The organism is Acinetobacter equi (genome assembly GCF_001307195.1).
Taxonomy (GTDB): Bacteria; Pseudomonadota; Gammaproteobacteria; order Pseudomonadales; family Moraxellaceae; genus Acinetobacter; species Acinetobacter equi.
The window spans coordinates 944,714-968,414 of the sequence record NZ_CP012808.1; the positions used below are offsets into that span (position 1 = coordinate 944,714).

Sequence of the window (23,701 nt, forward strand, 5' to 3'; positions counted from 1 at the left end):
CTCTTTTTATTTAATAACGCCTGATACATGAAGTGCTTCACGTAATGGGGCGCGATATTGTTCTGCGAGAGGGGTCAGTGGTAGACGAATACCTGTACCAATTAACCCCATTTCATGAAGTGCCCATTTCACTGGAATTGGATTTGATTCACAAAATAGAATGTCATGTAAAATTGCAATTTTGCTATTTAATGATTCTGCTTGAGAAGCATCGCCAGATAATGCAACGGTACAAAGCTCACTCATTTGTTTTGGTGCAACATTTGCAGTAACAGAAATATTACCTTGAGCACCATGAGCGATCAATTGGTATGCAGTTGCATCATCCCCAGAGTAAACAGTCATTGATTTGCCTTGCAAGCCTTGAATAAGCGCTTGACCGCGAGCAACATCGCCTGTTGCATCTTTAATACCGACAATATTCGGTAAATCTGCAAGACGAATAACCGTTTCATTTTGCATATCTACACCAGTACGACCCGGTACATTATATAAAATGATTGGCAACTCTACAGCATCAGCAATAGCTTTATAATGTTGATATAAACCTTCTTGTGTAGGTTTGTTGTAATAAGGTGTTACTAGTAGTGCTGCATCAGCACCTAATTCTTTTGCTTCTTTTGTTAGTTCTATAGCTTCGTGTGTCGAGTTTGCACCAGTACCAGCAATAATCGGAATGCGTTTGTTTGCTACACGAATAATTTCTTTAATTACTTGTGTATGTTCAGCCATATTTAATGTAGAAGCTTCACCAGTTGTTCCAACTGCAACAATACTGTTCGTACCCTGTTCTATGTGCCACTCAACGAGCTTTTCAAGACCTTTCCAATCTACGCTGCCATCTTCTAACATCGGGGTGACGATTGCGACAATTGAGCCTCGAATGATCTGTGCTTGCTGAGTCATTTTTAAAAAACATCCTATTTTGCCATCCACGTTAATAAAGTAGAAAAGTAGAAGTGTGGATGGTTTGCAGTATTTTGATTAGGTCAAAATCCAATAAGCGATTATTGAATAATGCTTATGCAAATTATGACTGATTCAGTTTGTCAGAACAATACGCTTTAGTCAAAGCAATTACAAACTTTCTAAAATTATTTAAATGAATAAAAAATCATAAAGTTGTTTTGAAAATGGAGTTCTTCGAAGGCGCCTAAAAAAGAGGATTATCTTGTTTAAAAAAAAGACATATTTAAGATTATTTTTATGATTTTCTTTATAAATAAAGATCAATTTATATCTGTTTTTAGAAAAACTTGTTGAAGTATTTTTTGTTAATAATATAAAAAAACTCTATTTTCAGATGGTAAAAATCTAAAAGATAAGATTTAAAAATAGTAAATATATTGATATTTAGTTTTGTATTAATCGTTTTTTAGTATTTTGTATTTAATGTATTCTTCTTAAAATGTGATAATTAGTAGGTTAACTAAGAGTAATCTTGATTAAATTGATCAAGTTTTGAAATGAGTAATCGTTTTTTTAACTATTTAATTGAAATATAAATATGTGAATCATCCAAAAAAATATTTCTTTCCTTCCTTTCTTATTCAACTATTTGATAGTTATTATAGTGACTTAAATTTCGACAATATGCATCCTTATTTTGTTTCTGAGAGACAGGACATGGATAGAGCAAGTCATCAATCAGATAAAAAACATGCAGTTGTTACAGTTGCAATATGTTTTCTTATCGCTGTTATTGAAGGTTTAGATATTCAAGCTGCAGGGATTGCGGCAGCTGGTATTCGTGAATATTTTGGTTTAGATAGTTCACAACTGGGTATTTTCTTTAGTGCAGGTATTCTTGGATTACTTCCTGGTGCGTTAGTCGGTGGTCGAGTTGCTGACAGAGTTGGGCGTAAGAAAGTATTAATTTGGTCAACGGCAGTTTTTGCCTTATTCACATTGTGTACTGTGTGGGTAAACAGCTTTAGTTCATTACTTGCAGTACGTTTTCTTGCAGGCGCTGGTCTAGGTGCAGCAATGCCAATTTTAATTACTTTAGCATCTGAAGCAGTAACGCCACAAAATCGTGGACGTGCAGTAGGTTTAATGTACTGTGGTATGCCAGTAGGTGCAGCAATTTTATCTTTAGTTGCAAGTACTGATTTTGGTACGAATTGGAAAAACATTTTCTATTTAGGTGGTTTACTTCCTATCATTGTTATTCCTGTAATGATGTGGTTATTACCAGAGTCAAAAGAATTCTTAAAAGCAAAAGAACAGGCAAATACAATAGATCAACAATCTGCTGTACAGTCATCTTTTAAAGATTTATTTAACTCTAAAAATTTATTCCGTACGATTTTGATTTGGGTAAGTTACTTCTTTACTTTGATGGTTGTTTACATCATGTTAAGTTGGTTGCCTTCATTATTTATGGAACTTGGTTTCTCTCGTAAAGAAGGTAGTACTGCTCAGTTCTATTTTATGGTGAGTGCAACAATTGGTACTATAATTTTAGGTATGTTGACGGATCGCTGGAAGAAAGCATATGTCATTATCTTAATGTATGGTGGTATTTTAGCTGGTTTATTTGCATTGAATGGCGCGAGTTCATTAACGCAAATGTACTGGGCATCAGCATTGGTTGGCGCTTTTGTTATTGGTTGCCAAGGTGTTTTATATGCGTTTGGTGGTATTGTTTACCCGACTGAATTGCGTGGTACAGGTGTTGGTGTAGCTTCTGCTGTGGGGCGTGTCGGTGCAATGTTAGGACCAGCCGTTGCAGGTCAATTATTAGCAGCTGGCTTTGGTGCTGCTGGTGTAATTTCTGCTGCAATTCCATGTATTATCATTTCAGCAATTTTTATGTTGTTCTTGGTACGACGATTACAGCAAGTATAATGTTATAAAAGTAAATTTTATAAAAGCTCACTATTAGTGAGCTTTTTCTTTTTATCTGTCTTAAAAATATGTGAGTCAATTTTATTGTATGCTTATCGCGACATAGCTTGAAAATCAGGATAGAAATCATGCGAGAGAATACAGCACTTATTGTTGTTGATGTCCAAAATGGATTTACTCCAGGTGGAAACCTAGCCGTTGCGCACGCAGATGAGATTATTCCAAATATAAATCAATTAGCCCAGTTTTTTGACACTATTATTCTTACACAAGATTGGCATCCAAATAATCATATTTCATTTGCAGAAAATCATGTAAATAAGCAACCCTTTGATACGATTGAGCTTGATTATGGAACTCAAGTTTTATGGCCAAAGCACTGTGTACAAGGAACAAGGGATGCAGACTTTCATACAGACTTACACTTACCTCAGGCACAGTTAATTATTCGAAAGGGAGTTCATTCGACCATAGATAGTTATTCTGCTTTTATGGAAGCAGATCGAAAAACATCGACGGGTTTGGCCGGGTATTTAAAAGAAAGACAAATTACAACGGTTTTTATTGTTGGGATCGCAACTGATTTTTGCGTTGCATGGACAGCAATTGATGCATGTGAATTCGGTTTTGACACTTATGTCATTGCTGACGCAACAAGAGGAATTGATTTAAATGGCTCTTTGCAACATGCATGGCAAGATATGTTAGCCAAAGGTGTAAAGCGCACTTATATAAAAGATCTAGTACAATTTAGCCAATGAGGCTTCTTTTTTTAGAGAAATAGTGATTTATTTCTTTTAGCTTTGCCTAATCACATGATTTTAATAACTTCAGGAGTAGGCAAATGTCTGTTCTTTTTAAATTTACCCAGTTTGTTCAAAAAACATTTGCGCTTTGGGTCATCTTTTTTTCAGGGCTCGCATTATATAGCCCTGAATCTTTTATTTGGTTAAAAGCTTATATTACGTGGATGCTTGGCATCGTCATGTTTGGTATGGGCATGACCATGACATTGAATGACTTTAAAAGTGTTTTTCAAACCCCTAAAGCGGTTGCGATAGGTGTTATTGCACAATTTCTTGTTATGCCTGGTTTAGCATTTCTTTTGTGTAAAATTTTTAGTTTACCTGCGGAAATTGCAATTGGTGTCATTTTAGTGGGATGTTGTCCAGGTGGAACGGCTTCAAATGTTATTACTTATATGGCAAAGGGTAATACAGCATTGTCAGTTGCTTGTACCTCCGTTTCAACAATTTTAGCTCCATTACTTACACCTGCTATTTTTTATGTATTGGCAAGTCAATGGATTGAGATCGATGCATTTTCAATGTTGAAATCTATTCTACAAGTTGTGTTATTTCCTATTATTTTAGGTTTGATCGTAAGATCTATTTTAAAACAAAAAGTGAATCATTATATTCAGGTGATGCCTTTAATTTCTGTAATTGCAATTGTTGCGATTGTTGCAGCAATTATTGCAGGTAGTAAGGCTCAAATTTTGGAATCAGGGTTGCTCATTTTAGGCGTTGTTATACTGCATAATGGTTTAGGCTTATTATTAGGCTATTGGGCAGGTCGCTTTTTCCATTTATCAGAGCCAGATTGCAAGGCAATTTCTATAGAAGTGGGTATGCAAAATTCTGGTCTTGGCGTTGCTTTAGCTGCAGTACATTTTGCAATGTCACCGATTACGGCAGTACCGAGTGCAATTTTTAGTTTATGGCACAATATTTCTGGAGCAACACTTGCAACGTATTGGGCAATGAAAGCAAAACCAAAGAAATAACCTTAGATAATTCATTATATAAAAAGCCTGCATATGCAGGCTTTTTATATAACTAATAATAAAGTTTTAAAATTATTTTGCCTTTAAAATTTCAGTTCGAATATTTTGTGCAAGTTCAGCATATTCAATATCCATTCCATTAATCATAAATGCATGGCGAGTTAGTACATTTGTTGGTGATGGAAAACTCATTAACTCATAATGAGTCGAAAGTGTTTTGAGTAAGTCTTTTGGTAAATGCACAGCACTTTCTTTAGCTGAAAGCTGCTTGACCAAACGACTAGCTGCTTGTGCTGAAGAAAGCTGCATTGCTTCCACTTCACTTGAGATGGCACTACGTGTTTGCAAAACAAATCGCTTATCTTCACGGTAACGTTTGTACAGTACTTCAGATAATAACTGGAATACAGTACTAATCATCGTTAAGCATTCAGCTGCATTCGGTTTGTTCGCCAAAATACTGATGGTTGTACCTTCTGCATTAAACGCTTGTATTGTTTTTATGTCAGAACAATTTAATTTGTAATGTTGCACACATAATTCAATACTTTTGTTTAAAAAGATTTGGCATAAATTAAAGTATGGCGTAGAGACAGATGGAGTTACTGTATCTAAAAGCTGCTTAGGATCATAAAACTGAATGTTTAAAGCCAAACTATGATCTTCTTGATATTCCTGTTTCGGATCTTTAGCAATTTTTTGTGAATGAGGTGAACCCTGAGCTTGAGCAATGACTAAAGCAGCATTATGTTTTTGTTGTTCAATAGCATGGGTGAGTTGTTGAATTTCTGTATTTAGCTGTTTTTCTCTATTAATACGTGTCAAATATTCTGTACGACTAGGACGAGCAATAGCACGATAAACGAGCCAAAGAAAAACATAAATAATAAACGATGCTAAAATTGCTAACCATTGTGTACGTAAAATTTCACCAATACTCGGTTTAATTAACGTAATTTCGATTCGGCCAATTTTTTTCTCATTTAATAGTGCATCGCGAACAAAAATTTCACCTTCACGTGTTTTTGACATTCCTCCAGTCGCAAGTACTTGGTTATTCGCATCCAAAATACGAATTGATGCAATATTAGGATTTGTCGCAAATCGCCCAGCAAGTAAAGCAAGCGATACTGTATTTGCAGGTTCAAGCTCAGAAAGGCTATCTGTAACCAGTTGACTGGTAATCAATTGCCCTTGATTAGCTCGGTTTTCATTTAATTGATGAGTCGTTGCAAGAACTAAAATAAAGGTCTGCAATATAAAACTTACAATCAGTAGGCTAGCAAATAGCCCTTGTCTAGGCGCATTCAACGTAAACTTCCAAAGTAATTTTACTGAATTTCGATTATGATTCTTACAATAGTTGTAGCTCAGACCAGAGTCAATTCATGCGAGAAATCATTCTTATATCATTTTTAGGACCTGACCAACCTAATCAATTTACACGATTAATGCAGGTTCTGTCCGCTCATTCCTTACAAATCCTAGATGTTGGCCAAGCAGTGATTCATAATCAGCTGACTTTGGGTATTGTTGTATCATCAGATGATCAAACTGCTACGGCTTTAGCCATGAAGGATATTCTGATTTTAGCACATGAAATTGGCTTAACTGTGCGTTTTAAACCAATATCTACATCAGTTTATGAACAATGGGTTAGTGAGGGTGGTCGTACACGCTATATTGTGACTGCTTTGGCACCAGAATTAGAAGCATCTCACTTACAAGCTGTGACAAAAATTGTTTCAAGCCAGGGCTTTAATATTGAAACAGTTACCCGTTTATCAGGTCGCCCATCTTTAGATCAACAAAATTCAAAACCAAAACGTGCATGTGTGCAATTTGGTTTGAGTGGTCAAATGTTAGATGCAGTGGCAATGCGTGCTGCTTGTTTGAGTTTATCGAGTGAATTAAATGTCGATGTAGCGGTTCAAGAAGATAATATTTATCGCCGTAATCGTCGTTTAGTTTGTTTTGACATGGATTCAACGTTAATTGAACAAGAAGTCATTGATGAACTTGCAAAAGAAGCAGGGGTAGGTGAGCAAGTTGCAGAAATTACAGAGCGAGCAATGCAAGGTGAGCTTGATTTTCAACAAAGTTTTAGAGCACGTGTCGCATTATTAAAAGGAATGGATGCATCTGTTTTACCTAAGATCGCAGAACGTTTAACGATTACAGAGGGTGCAGAACAGTTAATTTCAACGCTAAAAGCCTTGGGTTATCGTACCGCTATTTTGTCGGGAGGTTTCCAATACTTTGCTGAATATTTACAAGCAAAATTAGGTATAGATGAAGTACATGCAAATAATCTCGATGTTCAAGATGGTATGGTAACTGGCGAAGTGACAGGGCATATTGTAGATGGTGCTCGAAAGGCATTATTGTTAACAAAAATTGCTGAACAAATGGGTATTTCACTTGAGCAAACAATTGCTGTTGGTGACGGTGCAAATGATTTACCTATGCTTTCAATTGCGGGTCTAGGTGTTGCCTTTAGAGCAAAACCATTAGTGCGTCAAAATGCCAATCAAGCAATTTCTAGTGTTGGTTTAGATGGTGTTTTATATCTTCTTGGTGTGCATGATAAAGACTTAACAAGAGCTTAAAAGGTTTTTAGTGGTTCATAAAAGTGTGACATATTTGTCACACTTTTTTAATTCTAGATTAAATGAAAACTTAGAAAATATATGATTATCATGTCATAAGTAACAACGATAATGATGATAGAAAAAAACTAATTTTAGCTAAAAAACACAGGGTTTTTATTTGTAATGACACTGGAATAAAGGCATGACGTCATTTTTCGAGAAGTTATAAAATTTTAAAATGTAATTACAATATAATATAACGACAAGATGTGTCGTTTAATAAAAATACAGCTCTTTTCTTCTGCTAAAAACTCATCATAATGCAAGGCACAGTGTTTAGATCAACACGACCCTATTATTTTTCTTAATGGTATTTAATGGTAATAAGAGGGTTGGAACGAAGGATTAAAATAGTATTCAGTCCAGCTTATTGGAGGTTCTTATGACCACAGCGAATTTAGCAAGTATTTTTGGCTTAAGTTTATTAGCTGCTGCTTTAATTGCTGTTTTCTTCTCTCCTTATCGCCGTTGGTTAAGTTTTATGTTGGCTGGTATGGTGTTTTGGGGATTGTTGGAAGTAGTCCGTTATAGTATTCAAACTGTATTTGAATGGCCTGTTACATACAGTTATTTATTAGCACTTTCTTTTGCAATGGTTCTATTAACTTTAGTGTTGTTGAGAGAAGATCGTAAAGCTGAACGTCTTGCAACAGCGAAAAGACATTATATTGAGCATACGCCAGTGTATGATGATGAGAATCAGCAATATTCTAGTCGCTAGAATTTTCTAAAAATATATTTAAAAAATGTGCGCTTGCGTACATTTTTTTTTTCAATAAAATAATGAATGTTGAACAAATATCAGATATAAATAAAGAATGCTATGTTAGCATGTCGATGTTTATTTTTTAAAATTACAATAGGCTAAACTGTCATGAATTTTTCTTCGATACCTGTCGTGAAACTTCCCTTATTTGACGTTAGTACAGATCCTTTAGATCTTTTAGTTGCTGGCTTAGTGTTGCGTATGAAGCAGCTTTCACGTACAAATCCTAAATTTATCGAATTAGTTCATGAACGTCAGTTCCGCATTCAAATTGGTACAGATTTAGGCGTAGCTCGTCAAATTATTGTAGATCATGGAAATATTAGTACTGTTGCAGGAGCAAATGAACCTGCTGACTTTACATTGCAATTCGCCGATAGTGAACAAGGCTTTAAGACCTTAATTAAAGGGGATGCATCTTTGTTTATGGCAGGTATGCAAGATGGTTCTATTAAAATGGAAGGTGATTTTGGTTTATTGGTGTGGTTTAACCAAGCTGCAAAATTAATTCCACCTAAATTACCAAAACCTGTTAAAGAAAAGATTAAAGTGGCACGTGCTTTTATTAAAGAAAAGACAGGTAAATAATTTTTTTTTTACTTAGTTCATTTTTAAATAAATGAACCAAGAATGGTTGAAAATAAAAGCCCTCACCGAAGTAGAGGGCTTTTTTATACGTATTTATAATTCAACTTCTAAATTGAAAGTTACTGGTCCATCATTAACCAAATGAACTTTCATATCTGCTGCAAAAATGCCAGTTTGTACATTTGGAAAAAGTGATTTTGTATAATCAACTAATTGCTCATAGAGTATTTTTGCTTCATTAGGTGGCATAGCTGGACCAAAATCTGGACGTAATCCCTTTTGTGTTTGTGCCATTAAGGTAAATTGTGAAACAAGTAATAAGCCACCATTTGCTTGGCTAATGTTCCACCCCATTTTGCCATCTTCATCATCAAAAAAACGATATTTTAAGATTTTATCGATGAGTTTTTTCCCAATATCTAAATTATCATTTTTCCCAATTCCAAGAAAAACTAAAATGCCATGTTCTATTTTCCCGGTCGTTTGACCGTCAACAACAACTTTTGCTTCTAGAACTCGTTGCAATAAAGCTCGCATAACACAACCATTTATATTGATTTTTAAAATATTAGAATTGTATCAAATTTATAAAAAGAGAGATCTTATTAGAAACAAAGCACCAAGATATTGATATTCAGTGGGAATAAAATTTTAGAAGGATCTCGTTATTTAATAAAGCGATTAAAATTATAAAATTTATCTGTTTTACCAATTTGTTTAAATATTATAACTTATCCGTGCAGGAAAGGTATATTTTGAGAGATAAGACGATGTTTAAGCGTTCTTTGTTAGTTGCAATGTTAGCAACTGCAACAGCAGCAACACAAGCTGCGCCATTAACTAAAGATAACGGTGCTCCAGTTGGTGATAACCAAAACTCTATCACAGCGGGCCCAAATGGTTCTACTTTACTTCAAGACGTTCAGTTAGTTCAAAAACTTCAACGTTTTGGTCGTGAGCGTATTCCTGAGCGTGTTGTACATGCTCGTGGTACTGGTGCTTATGGTGAGTTTGTTGCAACTAAAGACTTATCTGATCTTACTCTTGCTTCATTATTTAAAGCAGGAACAAAAACTCCGGTATTCTTACGTTTTTCTACCGTAATTCATGGTAAAGGTTCTCCAGAAACTTTACGTGACCCACATGGTTTCGCTATTAAATTCTATACTCAAGAAGGTAACTGGGATTTAGTTGGTAACCAAACTCCAGTATTCTTTATTCGTGATGCAATAAAATTCCCTGATTTCATTCATGCAATGAAACCAAGCCCAGTAAATAACGTTCAAGATGCAAATCGTGTATTTGACTTCTTACAAAGCCAACCTTGGTCTGTAAACATGTTGACTTACGTTTACGGTAAACAAGGTGTTCCAACAAGTTACCGTGAACAAGATGGTTTTGGTGTTCACGCATACAAGTTGTATAACGACAAAGGCGAATACAAATATGTTAAATTCAACTTCCGCTCTAAACAAGGCGTGAAAGGTCTTAACGTTAAAGAAGCGATGGAACAACAAGGTAAAGATTTCAATCACTTAACAAATGATCTTTACAACAATATCAACGCTGGTAACTTCCCTAAATGGGATCTTTATATCCAAGTATTGGATCCTAAAGATTTAAACAGCTTAGAGTTTGATCCACTAGATCCAACAAAAATCTGGCCAACTGAAATGTTCCCAGAAACTAAAGTAGGTACTTTGACATTAAATCGTATGCCAAAGAACTTCTTTAACGAAACTGAGCAATCTGCTTTCGCTCCAGGTAACTTAGTTCCAGGTATTGAGCCATCAGAAGACCGCTTATTACAAGGTCGTGTGTTCTCTTATTCTGATACTCAAATGTATCGTTTAGGTGCGAACCACCAACAAATTCCTGTAAATCGTCCAGTTGTTAAAGTAAATAACAACAACCAAGATGGTTTCATGAATATGTCTGAAACTGATTCTAACGTGAACTACGAGCCGAGCCGTATTGATCCTAAGCCATCAACTCCTTCTGCTCGTGCAGTACAAACACCATTAACTGGTCATGTACAACAAGCTCCAGTGAAAGAGCAAAATTTCAAGCAAGCTGGTGAACTTTACCGTTCATACACTGCGAAAGAGAAAGATGACTTAATCATGAACTTAGCTGCTGACCTTGGTAATGTTAAAGATGCAGAAACTAAGAACATCATGTTGTCTTACTTCTATAAAGCAGATATGGACTACGGTACTCGCTTAACTAAAGCAACAAAGGGTGACCTTGCTACTGTTAAAGCAAAAGCTGCGAAATTGAAAGACTAATTTCGATTAGTTATTCAAATTGGTGACTGGTGCATTCGGAGTCACCTCTCAAGAAGCCCTGTAAAACTCGACTCCTTTCCTGCACCCTAGGGGAGTTTTACAGGCACTTGATTCCCTTATTTTATCTCATCAAATTTTAATGACTTGTTGTATATGTCAAAGTACAAATCATGGAGTGGAAAATGAAAGTACTATTTACTAGTGTGATGATTGCCGTTCTAGGATTTAGTCCAATGGCATTAAATGCACAAACACAAAATGTAAATACAACTTCATCTAAGAAATCACAAGAAGCAGAGCAAGAGCTGATTGGTTTATTTTTTGCTGCGGCAAAAATAGGAAATGATGAAGTTATCCGCGAATTTATTAAATACGGTTTTCCAGTAAACGTTAAAAATGCATCTGGATTTACCCCATTAATGATGGCTGCATATTATGGTCATCAAAATGTTGTAACAACCTTATTAGATAATGGTGCTGATCGTTGTATCCGAGATAACAAAGGTAATACTGCCTTAATGGGTGCAATTTTTAAATTAGAGTGGTCTATTGCAAAGCAACTACGTAAAGTTGATTGTGATATTGATGCGCAAAAAACTGGTCAAAAAACCACTGAAGAGTTTGCCAAGGTTATTGGTCAAGATGAAAAATTCAAGAAAATGGTTGCTGAATACTCATCAAATAAGTAAGAACACAAATGAATGGTTTATCTGATAAAAGATGAACCATTTAATTGATTTTAGGTGTCATACCATGAAAGCATAGGTGAACACTCAAAAATATGCTTTAATGCAAAGAGTTGTTAAAAAAACCGAAAACAATATGTCTTCAATTATTCAGTCTTTACTTGATACAGACCTGTATAAATTTACAATGCTACAGGTGGTATTACACAAATTTCCGCAGACGCACAGTGTTTATCATTTTCGGTGTCGTAATTTAGATGATACGGTTTATCCTCTCACAGAGATTTTAGATGAACTTAATGAGCAACTCGATTTGCTCTGCGAATTAAAATTTAAAGAAGATGAATTACAATATTTACGTAGCTTACGTTTTATAAAAAGTGATTTTGTAGATTATTTAGAACTCTTCCAATTGAAACGTCGTTTTATTAAAGCTGGTATTGATGAGCAAGGTCGTCTAGATATTTGGGTTGAAGGTCCAATGGTTCAGGCGATGATGTTTGAAATCTTTGTACTTGCAATTGTGAATGAGCTATATTTCAAACGTATTCGCACACCTGAAGTTTTAGCTGAAGGGCGACATCGACTTGCTGAAAAAATTAAATTAGTTCAAAAATATGAACAACAACAAAATCCAAATGATCCACCATTTTTAGTATCAGATTTTGGAACACGTCGTCGTTATAGTTTTGAATGGCAAAAAAATGTTGTAGAAACTTTCCACAAAGCTGTTCCAAATATTTTTAGAGGAACTAGTAATGTATTATTGGCGAAAGAATTAGGAATTACGCCAATAGGAACGATGGCTCATGAGTTTTTACAAGCATTCCAAGCTTTAGATGTACGTTTACGTAATTTCCAAAAATCTGCATTAGAAACTTGGGTACAAGAATATCGTGGTGATTTAGGTATTGCTTTGACCGATGTTGTTGGTATGGATGCATTCTTGCGTGATTTTGACTTATATTTTGCAAAGTTATTTGATGGATTACGCCATGATAGTGGAGATCCATATGAATGGGGTGATAAAGCCTATGAACATTATAAAAATTTAAAAATTGATAGCAAAACGAAAATGCTGACCTTTAGTGATGGTCTTAATATTGAAAAAGCATGGGCTTTACATCAATATTTTAAAGATCGTTTCCAAGTTAGCTTTGGTATTGGAACGAATTTAACCAATGATATGGGGCAAACTGCGCTTAATATTGTTTTAAAGTTGGTTGAATGTAATGGTCAATCTGTTGCAAAAATTTCAGATAGTCCAGGGAAAACCATGACTGATAATGATACTTTCTTGGCTTATTTAAAACAGGTTTTTGAAATTACAGAAACTGCATAAGTTATTAATGAATAATAAAAGCCGAATAATATAAATTCGGCTTTTTTTGTGGCATAAAACTATTTTTATATCTCTTATTTTGCTAAAGGATTCGTTTTAAAGCAGGATTAGTAAAATATAACTATGATAATATCAGTCTTAACTGATCTAAATATAATATGACAAGAAGATGACTGTTCCTGCATTTAACTTCGGATTATTGATAGAAGCTGAAGAGCTTGTACCACATCTAGGCAATGACAAATTACGTATTGTTGATTTAAGTCGTCGTTCAGTTTATGAACAATTACATATTCCACATGCAATTCATGTTCAACCGAAACTACTTGTTAGACAAGAGGAAAATGCTTCTGGTTTTTTGCCTGATGAAGAAGGTTTAGAACAGCTCATTCGTTATTTAAATATTTCATCTGAGCATCATGTTGTTGTTTATGATGATGAAGGTGGGGCATGGGCAGGACGTTTAATTTGGAATTTACATTGTCTTGGTTTTAAAAATACCAGTCTTTTAAATGGTGGTATTCATGCATGGTTAGGTGCAGGTTTATCGACATCATCTGATATTGAAAAGATTGAACCTGTAGAAAATCTATTTCAAATCCAATTTGATTTTAGCCATAGAGTTGAATATAGCGCTTTACTAGAAAAGGTGAATAATCAAGAGATTCAAGTCTGGGATTGTCGAACTGAAGAAGAATATACAGGGCAGCGTTTAGCAGCGAGAAGAGGCGGACATATTCCAAATGCACGACATTTTGAATGGAGTACTGCCCTTAATCGTCAAAATCATTTAAAATTGCATCCTTTGGAACGTACTCAGCAACGTTTGGAACAACTTGGTTTTGATTTAAGCCAACCTGTTGTGGTGTATTGTCAATCACATCATAGATCGGGTTTGGCCTATATATTAGGACGTTTATTGGGTTGGGAAATTCAAGCGTATGATGGTGCGTGGAGTGAATGGGGCAATCGCCTCGATAGTCCTATCATTACAGGGGAGCTGCCATCTTGAGCATTGCATCACATTTAAAAAAACAGATTTTTATTAAAGCTCAAAATATTGTGCCACAACATCAATTGTCACGTGTCGTGGGAAAACTTGCAGCGAGTGAAAATCCGATCGTAAAAAATGTGGTTATTTCTGCGTTTAAAGCACAATATGGCATTGATATGTCAATTGCTGAGCAAGGCAATGCATTAAAATTTAAATCATTTAATGAGTTTTTTACACGTTCATTAAAAGATGGTGTTCGTGAAATTGATACGAATCCGAAAAGTATTGTTTCCCCTGCTGATGGTGCAATTTCTCAAATTGGTCAAATTGAAGATGGTGAAGTTTTTCAAGCCAAAGGTCAAAGTTTTACAGTAGATAATTTGATTGCAGATCCACAATTGGCTGCACCATTTAAAAATGGTCAATTTGCAACTGTGTATTTATCTCCGAAAGATTATCATCGTGTGCATATGCCATTTTCGGGTACTTTAACTGAAACATTGTATGTACCCGGTGAGCTTTTTTCAGTGAATCAAACAACTGCTGAAAATATTCCTGGTTTATTTGCACGTAATGAACGTATGGTTTGTCTATTTGATACAGAAATTGGACGAATGGCAGTTGTTCTTGTTGGTGCGATGATTGTGGCAGGAATTGAAACAGTCGCAACTGGTAAAGTAAAACCAACAGGGCGCTTGGAAGTTGAACAGCATAATTTATATCTAGAAAAAGGTGCTGAATTAGGTCGTTTTTATTTAGGTTCTACAGCTGTCGTTTTATTTGAAGAAAATAAAATGCAGTGGGATGAAGCATTTAAAGCAACATCTGCTGTGGAAATGGGTAAAGCTTTAGGTCATCTTCTCTAAAAAATAATAGCTATTTATATGAAAAAAGCACCTTAAGGTGCTTTTTTAATTTTGGGATGCAATGTCGTACAGACGATCTTTCGGGAAAACAGCTTTAAATGTAGAACCCTGATTTTCTTTAGATTCGACTTCTAAATGGGCATTGTGTTGCATGAGAACATGTTTCACAATTGCAAGCCCTAAACCAGTACCGCCTGTTTGTCGGCTACGTGCACTATCTACACGATAAAAACGTTCTGTTAAGCGAGGTAAGTGTTTGGTGTTAATTCCAATGCCTGTATCTTCAACGGTAAAGTAGCCATAATTGCCATCATCATGCCAGCCGATAGTAATTGTTCCACCTTTGGGTGTGTATTTTATGGCATTAGTAATGAGATTACTAAAGGCACTAGCAAGTTCCATATCAGAACCAATTAAATCGCAATGGCTATCAATATCTAAATTTAATGTATGCCCATAATCTACATTGTAGGCTTGAGCATCATCAAATAATTGATTCATTAAACTAGGCATTTCAATGATTTGATTTTTTGCAATACTTTTTTCATTTTCTAAACGAGATAGCAAAAGTAAGTCATTGACTAAGGCATTCATTCGACGTGTTTGAGATTGCATTTGATCAAATGCTCGTTTCCACCGAGGATTGATATCTTCTTGATCTGTAAATGTTTCAATATAACCACTTAATACAGTCAGTGGCGTACGTAATTCATGTGAAATATTATCGACAAAGTCTTTGCGCATTTGTTCAAGAACATGCATCCGTGTTACATCATGAGCAACCAATAAACGGCTTTCGCCACCAAAACATGTCATTTTGATTTGGACATAATGCTCATCAGATGTTGATGATTTAATTTTTAAACCATCTGGAAATTGATCGAGATGGTTAAAATATTCAATGAATGTGGGTTGGCGTAAAATGGTTAAAATGTTACGTCCACGATCCTGAGTTTGAATTCCTAATAAGCGTTCAGCAGCAAGGTTCCACCATTCAATTTGATGATCATCATCAATAAGTACAACAGCTTCATCCAAGGCAACAAGTGATGATTGTGCACGATCAATGAGTTCAACCATTTCAGACTGAACAATACGTTCTTGGCGTTGTGAACGATATACATTAAATAGTAATGCACCCCAAATACCATTTAAATTTGGAGGAACATCATAAGGACGGTTTGAAATCCAATCGTTTACTAAATATAAAGAACGAAGTTGTAAGACAAAAAAGGTTGCAAATGCAATGAATAAACATATGCCGAGATAACCCACTCCAAAACCAATTAATGTTGCAATGATAATAAATAATGCAAGTAATTTAAGATCTTGTTTTGCAAAGTCCCAAAGACTGCTATAACGTGTTTTTTTATGCTCACGTGCAATATCTGGTGTTGGATAGGGTTCGTACATAAAAAAGATTTAACCTAGTGCAACATCTGCTCGAGTAGAAAAACGATAGCCTGTACCTCGTACCGTTTGAACATAGCGGTCAGCACCAAATGGTTCTAGTACTTTACGAAGGCGTCGAATATGAACATCAATTGTACGATCTTCAATATACACATTACCACCCCATACTTGGTCAAGTAATTGGGCACGTGTATAAGCACGTTCTGGATGTGTCATAAAGAAAGCAAGTAAACGATATTCTGTTGGTCCCATTTCTAATATATTTGGACCGAAACTGACGCGTTGACTTACTGGATCTAGGATTAGACCATTCGCATCAATTGATTTTTCGCCACTGAGTGCATTTGAACGACGAAGTACCGCTTTAATACGTGAAACTAATTCACGTGTTGAAAATGGTTTAGTCATGTAATCATCGGCACCCGCATCGAGTCCTTGAACTTTATGATCTTCTTCGCCACGTGCTGTAAGCATAATGACAGGAATTTCAGCTAAAGTTTCATCACGTTTGAGGCGACGACATAAGTCTACACCGCTTACGCCTCCTGGCATCATCCAATCTAAAAGAATAAGAGCAGGTCGTTGATCGACAATCATTTGATGTGCTTGTCTTGCATCTTCAGCTTGTAAGCAATGAAAGCCCGCCATATCGAGTGAGGTATGGATCATTTCCCGAATTGGGAGTTCGTCATCGACGATTAATATATAGTCATCTTTCACAACGCAATCCCCTATATTGTTAACGGTGAGCCGTTTATATTTATGACAGGCTTATTACAAAGATTTATTATGACAATATCATTGCAAAAGGTACATAATTCTAAAAAATTGCAAAAAATTGTGACAAATGGAAGAAACAGAGAGAAATGAATAAATTTAAATAGATACTGTTATAGTGATTAAATTAAAAAAAACGATAATTTTATATTATAAATATTTCAAATTAAGATCTGATTAATATGTTAATTATCAAGAAATATAGACATTGATTGTAGGGACAAACTAAGCATGTAAAATGCTAACGTAATGTGATGTTCATCGTTTATATTAAGGATAAATAATGAAAAGCTTTAAACATAAAGTTGCTGCAATTACAGGTGCAGGTTCAGGTATCGGTCAGCAATTGGCTGTTCTTTTAGCAAAGGAAGGGTGCCATTTATCTTTAAGTGATGTGAATGAAAAAGGACTGATTGAAACTTTAAAATTACTTAAAGAAAGTAACGTTCGGGTAACGATTCAAAAGGTTAATGTTGCTCAATTAGATGAGGTTAAACAATGGGCACAGCAAACCGTGCAAGACCATGGTTTTGTGAATATTATTTTTAATAATGCTGGGGTTGCATTGGCATCTACGGTTGAAGGTGCAAGTTATGAAGAATTAGAGTGGATTGTAAATATTAACTTCTGGGGTGTTGTTCATGGCACAAAAGAATTTTTACCTCTGATTAAGCAAACAGGTGATGGTCATATTATTAATATTTCTAGTTTATTTGGCTTAACAGCTCAACCTACTCAATCTGCTTATAACGCAACTAAATTTGCTGTACGTGGTTTTACTGAATCATTACGTCAAGAATTGGATTTAGAAAATTGTGGTGTTAGTGCTTTATGCGTACATCCTGGTGGAATTCGTACTAATATTGCAAATTCTGCACGTTCTAATGATAGTTTGGTAACGTTAGGCATGAATCATAAACAATCAACACAATCATTTAATAAATTATTACGCTGTCCACCAGAAACAGCAGCACGGCAAATTCTTCAGGCTATTCAAAAAAATAAACGCCGTTTATTAATTGGTCATGATGCAAAAGTACTGGATTTAATACAACGTATTTTACCCGCTAGCTATCAAAAGATTATTGAGTTCGCAGTACGCACAGGAAAAAAATAAAACGCTTATTTAATTGTTAAGGAATGAATCAAAGTCTCTCCCTAGATAAAGGGAGAGAAAAATAAAAGAGAATTACTTTTTAGCTTTATGTTTATGAGGCTTCTGCAATTCGTTGCTTAGCAATCACATATTGGTTTTCTGGACGGTTTAACCCTAAATTTTCACGTAAGGTTTTTCCTTCATATGCGGTACGGAATAAACCGCGACGTTGGAGTTCAGGCACAATCAATTCAACAAAGTCATTTAGACCAGCAGGTGTGGATGGAGGTAAAACATTAAACCCATCGGCTGCTTCATTTTCAAACCAAACTTGTAGTTGATCTACGACTTGTTCAGGTGTACCAATAAGTGTCCAATGCCCTCGTGCAGAAGCAATAAATTCATAGAGCTGGCGAATGGTAAAATGATGCTTTCTTGCGATATCAATCATCATTTGTTGGCGACTAGAAAAATTAATTTGATTATCTTGAAGCTGAGGAAAAGGAGCATCTAGGTCATAAGTTGATAAATCAATTTCACCAGATAAACCTGAAAGTAAGCCTAAGCCAACATCTGGATGAATTAAACTATTGAGTAAAGCATATTTTTCTTTAGCTTCTTCTTCTGTTTTTGCGACGAATACAGAAACTCCAGGCATAATTTTTAAATCATCTGCATGGCGACCATATTTAACTAAACGTGTTTTTACATCTTTATAAAAGGCTTGAGCATCTTCTAAATTTTGTTGAGCTGTAAAAATGACTTCAGCATATTTTGCAGCAAGCTCACGACCATCTTCAGATTGTCCTGCTTGCACAATGACAGGATAACCTTGAGGTGGGCGAGGGACATTTAAAGAACCTTGAACATTGAAAAATTTTCCATGATGTAAAGGCTCATGGTTTTTACTTAAATCGTAGAATTGACCTGATGTTTTATCATAAGTAAAAGCATCATCTTCCCATGAATCCCATAATTTTTGTACGACTTCAATAAATTCATCAGCACGTTCATAACGTAATTTGGGGTCAGGATGTGGTTGATTACCAAAATTACGAGCCGTACTTGATGCAATAGTCGTCACAACATTCCATGCCGAACGACCTTTGCTAATATGATCTAATGAAGCATATTTACGTGCCAAAATATATGGATCTTCATATGTCGTTGATGCTGTAGCAATAAACCCAATGTGCTGTGTCACTGCTGAAATTGCTGCAAATAAAGTTACAGGTTCAAAGCCTGCAACTTTGTCACTATAACCAATACCTGTGGTATTTTTACTTGAACCATGGCTCCAGTTCACAGATAGACCATCTGCAAGGAAATAGGCATCGAATAAGCCTTTTTCTGCTGTTTTGGCTAATTCAATAGCGTAGTCGATACTTAAGTGATCTTGTGGGCGTGATTCAGGATGTCGCCAGCCTGCAATGTGTTGCGATGTTGTTGGAATAAAAGCCCCAAGTTTAATTTGACGTTTTGACATGTTAGAAATCCTTATTTTTTATATCGCTTTTGATTTTGAGTAGTTATAGCAATAAAAAAAATGAGAGAAAAATAAGATAAAAATAAAACCTTATAAGAATTATGGGATTAGGATGAAATATAAATTTAAAAATCTTTTTGATGTAAAATGACATCACTATTTATAATTTTAGAGATAATATCTCTTTTAAATATTAATTGTAAAAAAGTTATGTTGTAAATAAAAAGTGAATATATTTTACAGCATAAATAAAAAACCTAGTAAGAAAATCCTGAGAATTTTATGAAGATAAAAAAGCATATATTAGCACTTAGTATTTTATTTGTTTTTATAAATGAACCTATAGTAGCATCTCAAAATATTATATCTGAGCAAGACCAAAACATAATTATTGATACAGAAATAGAAGATAATGAATCTCTGGAATATGAGTATTTAAGATCTGAAATTGAACGTTTATATCCTCAGTATATTAAATATGAAGAAGATTCAGAGTATCTGCGATATGTTAGTGAATATAAGACTAGGAATGTAGAGGGTTTATATTTATTTTATGCTCAAAATGCTTTAAATGAATATCAGTTGGAAATAGCTCAAAGAAAAATACGAAAACTAGCTCCTAAAACTTCTAAATTGGATGCAAAATTATATCAAGATATTAAAAATATATATGATCAATTAGATAAAATAGAAAGTAATATAAAAGCATATCTTCCTTTTGCCCAAGCTATTTTAAATACAATAGAAATAGATCAGCCATATCCAATTTTATCTGAATCAGAAGAAAGAATATATGGAAAAGGTTTACGTAGAATGTATGCTGATTTTAAAGAAATGCAGGATGAGTTAGAGCAACTTAATCAAAAAATTGATCATTATGCTGATCAGTTGGATCAATTTAGTTATATTGATTCAAAAAAAATAGTAAAAGAGCATGCCAATAACGTGATGCAGCTTAATGTAAGTAGTTTAAGAATAGGACAGCTTTTATCTACGTTCTTAAAAGCAGACGATATTTATAAATATACAATAATTGTAATAGATGAAGAAAATGAATCACAGCAAAGAGTAGAAAAGTTAAAAAAATATGCTAACACATCAATAAATATAGAAAAAGTTAAAAATCTCATAGCCTCTATTCCTGTAGAGAAAAATAATTTTGAAGATGGTATAGAGAAATATGATACAAATTTAGACAAATTACATTCGAATGCGAGTCGATGTGGACCTCTATGGAGAGGTGAAGAACCTGATTCTTATGATTTGAAATATATGGAGATGAGCAAAGAGGAATATTTGAGTTTATGCGAATTAACGAAAAAAAATGTACATGAAGTTCTTACAGATAAAGTATTTCTAGAGCCAGTTCCTTTTAAAGCTATAGAAATTAATGATCTTTATTATTTAGCTGATTTTAAGAGTTATGGAAATGACATTTATTATACTAATGAAGAAACTAATGCATTATATCGCTTGAATTTGGATACGGCTAAAAGCGAGATTATTATTCAAAAGCAACTTGAAGAAGATGATTCAGGTTGTACACATAATATGTGTAGAGGTGTTGGAGCAATAGATGTTGTTTTGAGTCATGATCGAAAATATGCATATGTTGCATCTTTGGATTATGATCAGGTTGCAGTGATTGATTTGCAGAAAAAAGAAATTATTCAAACTTATCAGGTTGAACGTTATCCACGAAAATTATTATTAGATGAAAAAGGTGAATATTTATTTGTATATAATGGTGTTTCAAACAGTATCTCACGTATTCATTTAAAATCTCATGAGATTAAAACTGCCGTTTTACCTGTAGCATATCAGCAGCATTTTTGTAGAACAATTGACATGGAATTTAGTGAGGAAACAAACTATTTAAAAATTCTAGGAGATTGGTCTGCAAAACCATACGTTTTTTTAGATACTAAGGAAATGGTATTTAAAAATAGTGTATTAGAAGTTCCATATAAAAGCTTATTTCAGAAAAAAAATTTTCAGTGGGTAGTTCACAAGCCATATTCATATTCAGCTTTACATAAGTATGGTGTATATGATATTCGTTTAGATAAAGTGATTGAAGATATCGTTATTCAATATGAAAAATCAGAGGATCAGTCTTATGTTTATAATGCATCACCTGTATTGTTTGGTCGACTAAATAATGGAACTACATATGTGGTCGATGAAATATATTCAATTAAATATAATTCATTGATCTTTCCATTTTTAGGGATAGATGAATATTCTAGCTCAGAAAGAGGACCATATAATTTACATTTGATTTCAGATAATGAAAAAATAGTTTTCCCATTAAAGTATAGACCTGAATCTATACAACTATTAGATGATAATAGAATTATAGTTGCTTATACGGAAAATTATGGAATTGATAGCTTTGTAGAGAATGATTCTGAGAAAATCTCAGATCAAGAAGATCAATATTATTCAAACTCATCAAATAAGAATATTGAAATTTATGATTTAAATGATCAGGAATTAAGAAAAATAAGTAAACGTAACGAGTCTAAAGCACTTAATGAAATATACATTAACTTTTTGAAGAGAAATGAGTATGAATAGTTTGTTTATAAAAAATTGAATATTTTATTGAGATAGGGTTTAAAAATCACTCCTTTTTCTTACGAGAAATAGGAGTAATTTTATATATCAGCTTTAATAAAAAATGATAAAGCAAATGGAGCCATAATTGATCATATTAAATAAGCGCTTTAATAGTTTTCTTTTTCCATACAAATTGGTAATACAGACCTTGCATAATACATAAGCTGACAAAAGCTAAAGCATAACCATACCAAATTCCTTGTAAGCCCCACCATTCACTAAAGAAGTAGGCACAAGGAACTTCAATTGCCACAATTGCTACAATATTAATAATCATAGGCATAGTTACAGTACCACTTGCACGCATAATAGATGCGAAAATAGCACTAGCACCAAAAAATATAATTGACCACAGCACAATGAAAAGTAGTTGTTGACCTAGATCTACAACAGCAGGGTCGGTAATAAAGAGTGCCATTAAATATTTTGAAAATAAATAAGCTAAAGCAACTAAAGTTCCTGTAAATAAAATATTCATACTCAATGCAGTACGTGTCACTTTTGCCAATAAATCTGATTTACCAGCACCAATAGCTTGTGCCGCAAAAATAGAAGAAGCAATTGCGATAGATAAAGCTGGAAATTGGATATAATTAAGCACCTGATTAACAGCACCATAAGCTGCAGTTGCATTTGCACCGTGTCGATTGACTAATCCAACAATAACTAGACCTGCAACAGAAGTCGTAACCATTTGAATACCTGTTGGGATACCTAATCGTAAAATAGATTTGGTTAATTGAGGTTGGTAACGAATGCGTTGAATAAGTTGTAAATCTATTTTTAAAGGATGGTCTTTTTTATTTAAATAAATTGCGAGAAAAATGAGTACTGAAAAAAAGCCAATTGCTGTTGCAATTGCAGGTGCAATAATTCCTAATTGAGGAAATCCAAAATGCCCAGCAATTAGAATAGGGGTAATAATAGCACCAATACCAATGGTAATGGTTGAAGCCAATAGAGGTGTTCTACTGTCCCCAACACCACGTAAAATTGATGTATAAACAATATAAATAAATAAAAGAGGACTACTTGCAAGCATCCATTGTACATAAGGCAAGGAGAGGTGCATGACGCGGTCATCTGTACCTAATGCAAGGAGAATATATTTAGAAAAGAACACACTGAAAATGGCGATGATCGTTCCGCCAATTAAAGTCATGAAAAGAGTAGAACCCACGACATCTTTGACTTTTTCAATGTTTTGAGCTCCCCATGCTTGCCCAACTAAAATAGTTGCACCAGCCGATAGCCCAATAACAAATGCCATTAAGCAAAATAGAATTGGGAAAAAAACAGAAACAGCCGCAATAGCTTGTACACCAAGCATTTGTCCAACAAAAATAGTATTAATGGTGCCAGACAAGTTTTGCAGAATGTTTGTTGCAATAAGAGGAAGAAGAAAGATTAAAAAAGTTTTCCAAAGACTAGATTGATTGACTAATGGTTGTTCTTTTAGCGACATGTAATATATCCAGATATTGCATTTT

The 23,701-nt window shown here is 34.4% G+C and carries 20 protein-coding genes; 13 read left to right on the forward strand and 7 right to left on the reverse strand.

All coding sequences use genetic code 11. The features are described from left to right. Positions 1-6: 6 nt before the first annotated feature. Entirely contained in the window at positions 7-906 is a 900-nt protein-coding gene (gene dapA, locus AOY20_RS04400; protein ID WP_054580732.1) for a 4-hydroxy-tetrahydrodipicolinate synthase, read from the reverse strand. A gap of 720 nt (positions 907-1,626) precedes the next feature. On the opposite strand from dapA, the gene mhpT reads away from it, so the two are divergent. The 3 genes from mhpT (at position 1,627) to AOY20_RS04415 (ending at position 4,636) form a co-directional block, all read left to right on the forward strand. Beyond that, positions 1,627-2,850, forward strand: coding sequence for a 3-(3-hydroxy-phenyl)propionate transporter MhpT (mhpT, locus tag AOY20_RS04405; RefSeq protein WP_054580733.1), 1,224 nt, complete (start codon positions 1,627-1,629; stop codon positions 2,848-2,850). A 128-nt stretch (positions 2,851-2,978) separates the two neighbouring features. Then, positions 2,979-3,611 carry a bifunctional nicotinamidase/pyrazinamidase gene (gene pncA, locus AOY20_RS04410; RefSeq protein WP_054580734.1) on the forward strand — a complete coding sequence of 211 codons (633 nt, stop codon included), beginning with the start codon at positions 2,979-2,981 and terminating at the stop codon, positions 3,609-3,611. Between the two features lie 83 nt (positions 3,612-3,694). Continuing rightward, positions 3,695-4,636, forward strand: a complete 942-nt coding sequence (locus tag AOY20_RS04415) for a bile acid:sodium symporter family protein (RefSeq protein WP_054580735.1) — start codon at positions 3,695-3,697, stop codon at positions 4,634-4,636. 72 nt (positions 4,637-4,708) lie between these two features. On the opposite strand, the gene AOY20_RS04420 is transcribed toward AOY20_RS04415, so the two are convergent. Further along, complete coding sequence (locus tag AOY20_RS04420) at positions 4,709-5,947, reverse strand: hypothetical protein (RefSeq protein WP_054580736.1); 1,239 nt, start codon at positions 5,945-5,947, stop codon at positions 4,709-4,711. A 77-nt stretch (positions 5,948-6,024) separates the two neighbouring features. Here AOY20_RS04420 and serB point away from each other — a divergent pair, with 77 nt between their 5' ends. The 3 genes from serB (at position 6,025) to AOY20_RS04435 (ending at position 8,641) form a co-directional block, all read left to right on the forward strand. Continuing rightward, complete coding sequence (gene serB, locus AOY20_RS04425; protein WP_054580737.1) at positions 6,025-7,245, forward strand: phosphoserine phosphatase SerB; 1,221 nt, start codon at positions 6,025-6,027, stop codon at positions 7,243-7,245. A 424-nt stretch (positions 7,246-7,669) separates the two neighbouring features. Next, positions 7,670-8,008 carry a ciprofloxacin tolerance protein AciT gene (aciT, locus tag AOY20_RS04430; RefSeq protein ID WP_054580738.1) on the forward strand — a complete coding sequence of 113 codons (339 nt, stop codon included), beginning with the start codon at positions 7,670-7,672 and terminating at the stop codon, positions 8,006-8,008. 153 nt (positions 8,009-8,161) lie between these two features. After that, the gene (locus AOY20_RS04435) at positions 8,162-8,641 is read left to right on the forward strand and encodes an SCP-2 sterol transfer family protein (RefSeq protein WP_054580739.1); all 480 of its coding nucleotides are present in this window, start codon (positions 8,162-8,164) and stop codon (positions 8,639-8,641) included. A 93-nt stretch (positions 8,642-8,734) separates the two neighbouring features. Here AOY20_RS04435 and dtd read toward each other — a convergent pair whose 3' ends face one another. Next, positions 8,735-9,178, reverse strand: coding sequence for a D-aminoacyl-tRNA deacylase (dtd, locus tag AOY20_RS04440; protein ID WP_054580740.1), 444 nt, complete (start codon positions 9,176-9,178; stop codon positions 8,735-8,737). Positions 9,179-9,411: 233 nt separating this feature from the next. Here dtd and AOY20_RS04445 point away from each other — a divergent pair, with 233 nt between their 5' ends. From AOY20_RS04445 to asd, 5 genes are all read left to right on the forward strand, one after another. Beyond that, a complete protein-coding gene (locus AOY20_RS04445) occupies positions 9,412-10,929 on the forward strand; it encodes a catalase (RefSeq protein ID WP_054580741.1) in 1,518 nt (505 codons plus the stop codon). Positions 10,930-11,111: 182 nt separating this feature from the next. Then, a complete protein-coding gene (locus tag AOY20_RS04450) occupies positions 11,112-11,618 on the forward strand; it encodes an ankyrin repeat domain-containing protein (RefSeq protein WP_054580742.1) in 507 nt (168 codons plus the stop codon). 133 nt (positions 11,619-11,751) lie between these two features. Next, positions 11,752-12,957 carry a nicotinate phosphoribosyltransferase gene (pncB, locus tag AOY20_RS04455; RefSeq protein ID WP_054582538.1) on the forward strand — a complete coding sequence of 402 codons (1,206 nt, stop codon included), beginning with the start codon at positions 11,752-11,754 and terminating at the stop codon, positions 12,955-12,957. Positions 12,958-13,126: 169 nt separating this feature from the next. After that, a complete protein-coding gene (locus AOY20_RS04460) occupies positions 13,127-13,969 on the forward strand; it encodes a sulfurtransferase (RefSeq protein ID WP_054580743.1) in 843 nt (280 codons plus the stop codon). Further along, entirely contained in the window at positions 13,966-14,817 is an 852-nt protein-coding gene (gene asd, locus AOY20_RS04465) for an archaetidylserine decarboxylase (protein ID WP_054580744.1), read from the forward strand. The genes AOY20_RS04460 and asd overlap by 4 nt, the downstream gene beginning before the upstream one ends. A 45-nt stretch (positions 14,818-14,862) precedes the next feature. On the opposite strand, the gene phoR is transcribed toward asd, so the two are convergent. Further along, entirely contained in the window at positions 14,863-16,230 is a 1,368-nt protein-coding gene (phoR, locus tag AOY20_RS04470; RefSeq protein ID WP_054580745.1) for a phosphate regulon sensor histidine kinase PhoR, read from the reverse strand. A 9-nt stretch (positions 16,231-16,239) separates the two neighbouring features. Continuing rightward, positions 16,240-16,950 carry a phosphate regulon transcriptional regulator PhoB gene (gene phoB, locus AOY20_RS04475; RefSeq protein ID WP_054580746.1) on the reverse strand — a complete coding sequence of 237 codons (711 nt, stop codon included), beginning with the start codon at positions 16,948-16,950 and terminating at the stop codon, positions 16,240-16,242. Positions 16,951-17,290: 340 nt separating this feature from the next. Here phoB and AOY20_RS04480 point away from each other — a divergent pair, with 340 nt between their 5' ends. Continuing rightward, positions 17,291-18,124, forward strand: coding sequence for an SDR family NAD(P)-dependent oxidoreductase (locus tag AOY20_RS04480; RefSeq protein WP_054580747.1), 834 nt, complete (start codon positions 17,291-17,293; stop codon positions 18,122-18,124). A gap of 91 nt (positions 18,125-18,215) precedes the next feature. On the opposite strand, the gene AOY20_RS04485 is transcribed toward AOY20_RS04480, so the two are convergent. Beyond that, a complete protein-coding gene (locus AOY20_RS04485) occupies positions 18,216-19,589 on the reverse strand; it encodes an LLM class flavin-dependent oxidoreductase (RefSeq protein ID WP_054580748.1) in 1,374 nt (457 codons plus the stop codon). A gap of 282 nt (positions 19,590-19,871) precedes the next feature. Between AOY20_RS04485 and AOY20_RS04490 the strand changes: the two genes are divergently transcribed. Continuing rightward, positions 19,872-22,169, forward strand: coding sequence for a YncE family protein (locus AOY20_RS04490; RefSeq protein WP_054580749.1), 2,298 nt, complete (start codon positions 19,872-19,874; stop codon positions 22,167-22,169). 136 nt (positions 22,170-22,305) lie between these two features. On the opposite strand, the gene AOY20_RS04495 is transcribed toward AOY20_RS04490, so the two are convergent. Next, entirely contained in the window at positions 22,306-23,676 is a 1,371-nt protein-coding gene (locus AOY20_RS04495; protein WP_054580750.1) for an MATE family efflux transporter, read from the reverse strand. Positions 23,677-23,701: the final 25 nt, after the last annotated feature.

Coding starts and splice junctions, on each gene's coding strand:
- AOY20_RS04490 (WP_054580749.1), top strand. CDS start 19,872: ATGAAGATAAAAAAGCATATATTAGCACTTAGTATTTTATTTGTTTTT.
- phoR (WP_054580745.1), bottom strand. CDS start 16,230: ATGTACGAACCCTATCCAACACCAGATATTGCACGTGAGCATAAAAAA.
- AOY20_RS04460 (WP_054580743.1), top strand. CDS start 13,127: ATGACTGTTCCTGCATTTAACTTCGGATTATTGATAGAAGCTGAAGAG.
- AOY20_RS04415 (WP_054580735.1), top strand. CDS start 3,695: ATGTCTGTTCTTTTTAAATTTACCCAGTTTGTTCAAAAAACATTTGCG.
- pncA (WP_054580734.1), top strand. CDS start 2,979: ATGCGAGAGAATACAGCACTTATTGTTGTTGATGTCCAAAATGGATTT.
- dtd (WP_054580740.1), bottom strand. CDS start 9,178: ATGCGAGCTTTATTGCAACGAGTTCTAGAAGCAAAAGTTGTTGTTGAC.
- aciT (WP_054580738.1), top strand. CDS start 7,670: ATGACCACAGCGAATTTAGCAAGTATTTTTGGCTTAAGTTTATTAGCT.
- AOY20_RS04450 (WP_054580742.1), top strand. CDS start 11,112: ATGAAAGTACTATTTACTAGTGTGATGATTGCCGTTCTAGGATTTAGT.
- pncB (WP_054582538.1), top strand. CDS start 11,752: ATGTCTTCAATTATTCAGTCTTTACTTGATACAGACCTGTATAAATTT.
- mhpT (WP_054580733.1), top strand. CDS start 1,627: ATGGATAGAGCAAGTCATCAATCAGATAAAAAACATGCAGTTGTTACA.
- AOY20_RS04485 (WP_054580748.1), bottom strand. CDS start 19,589: ATGTCAAAACGTCAAATTAAACTTGGGGCTTTTATTCCAACAACATCG.
- AOY20_RS04495 (WP_054580750.1), bottom strand. CDS start 23,676: ATGTCGCTAAAAGAACAACCATTAGTCAATCAATCTAGTCTTTGGAAA.
- AOY20_RS04445 (WP_054580741.1), top strand. CDS start 9,412: ATGTTTAAGCGTTCTTTGTTAGTTGCAATGTTAGCAACTGCAACAGCA.
- serB (WP_054580737.1), top strand. CDS start 6,025: ATGCGAGAAATCATTCTTATATCATTTTTAGGACCTGACCAACCTAAT.
- AOY20_RS04480 (WP_054580747.1), top strand. CDS start 17,291: ATGAAAAGCTTTAAACATAAAGTTGCTGCAATTACAGGTGCAGGTTCA.
- AOY20_RS04435 (WP_054580739.1), top strand. CDS start 8,162: ATGAATTTTTCTTCGATACCTGTCGTGAAACTTCCCTTATTTGACGTT.
- dapA (WP_054580732.1), bottom strand. CDS start 906: ATGACTCAGCAAGCACAGATCATTCGAGGCTCAATTGTCGCAATCGTC.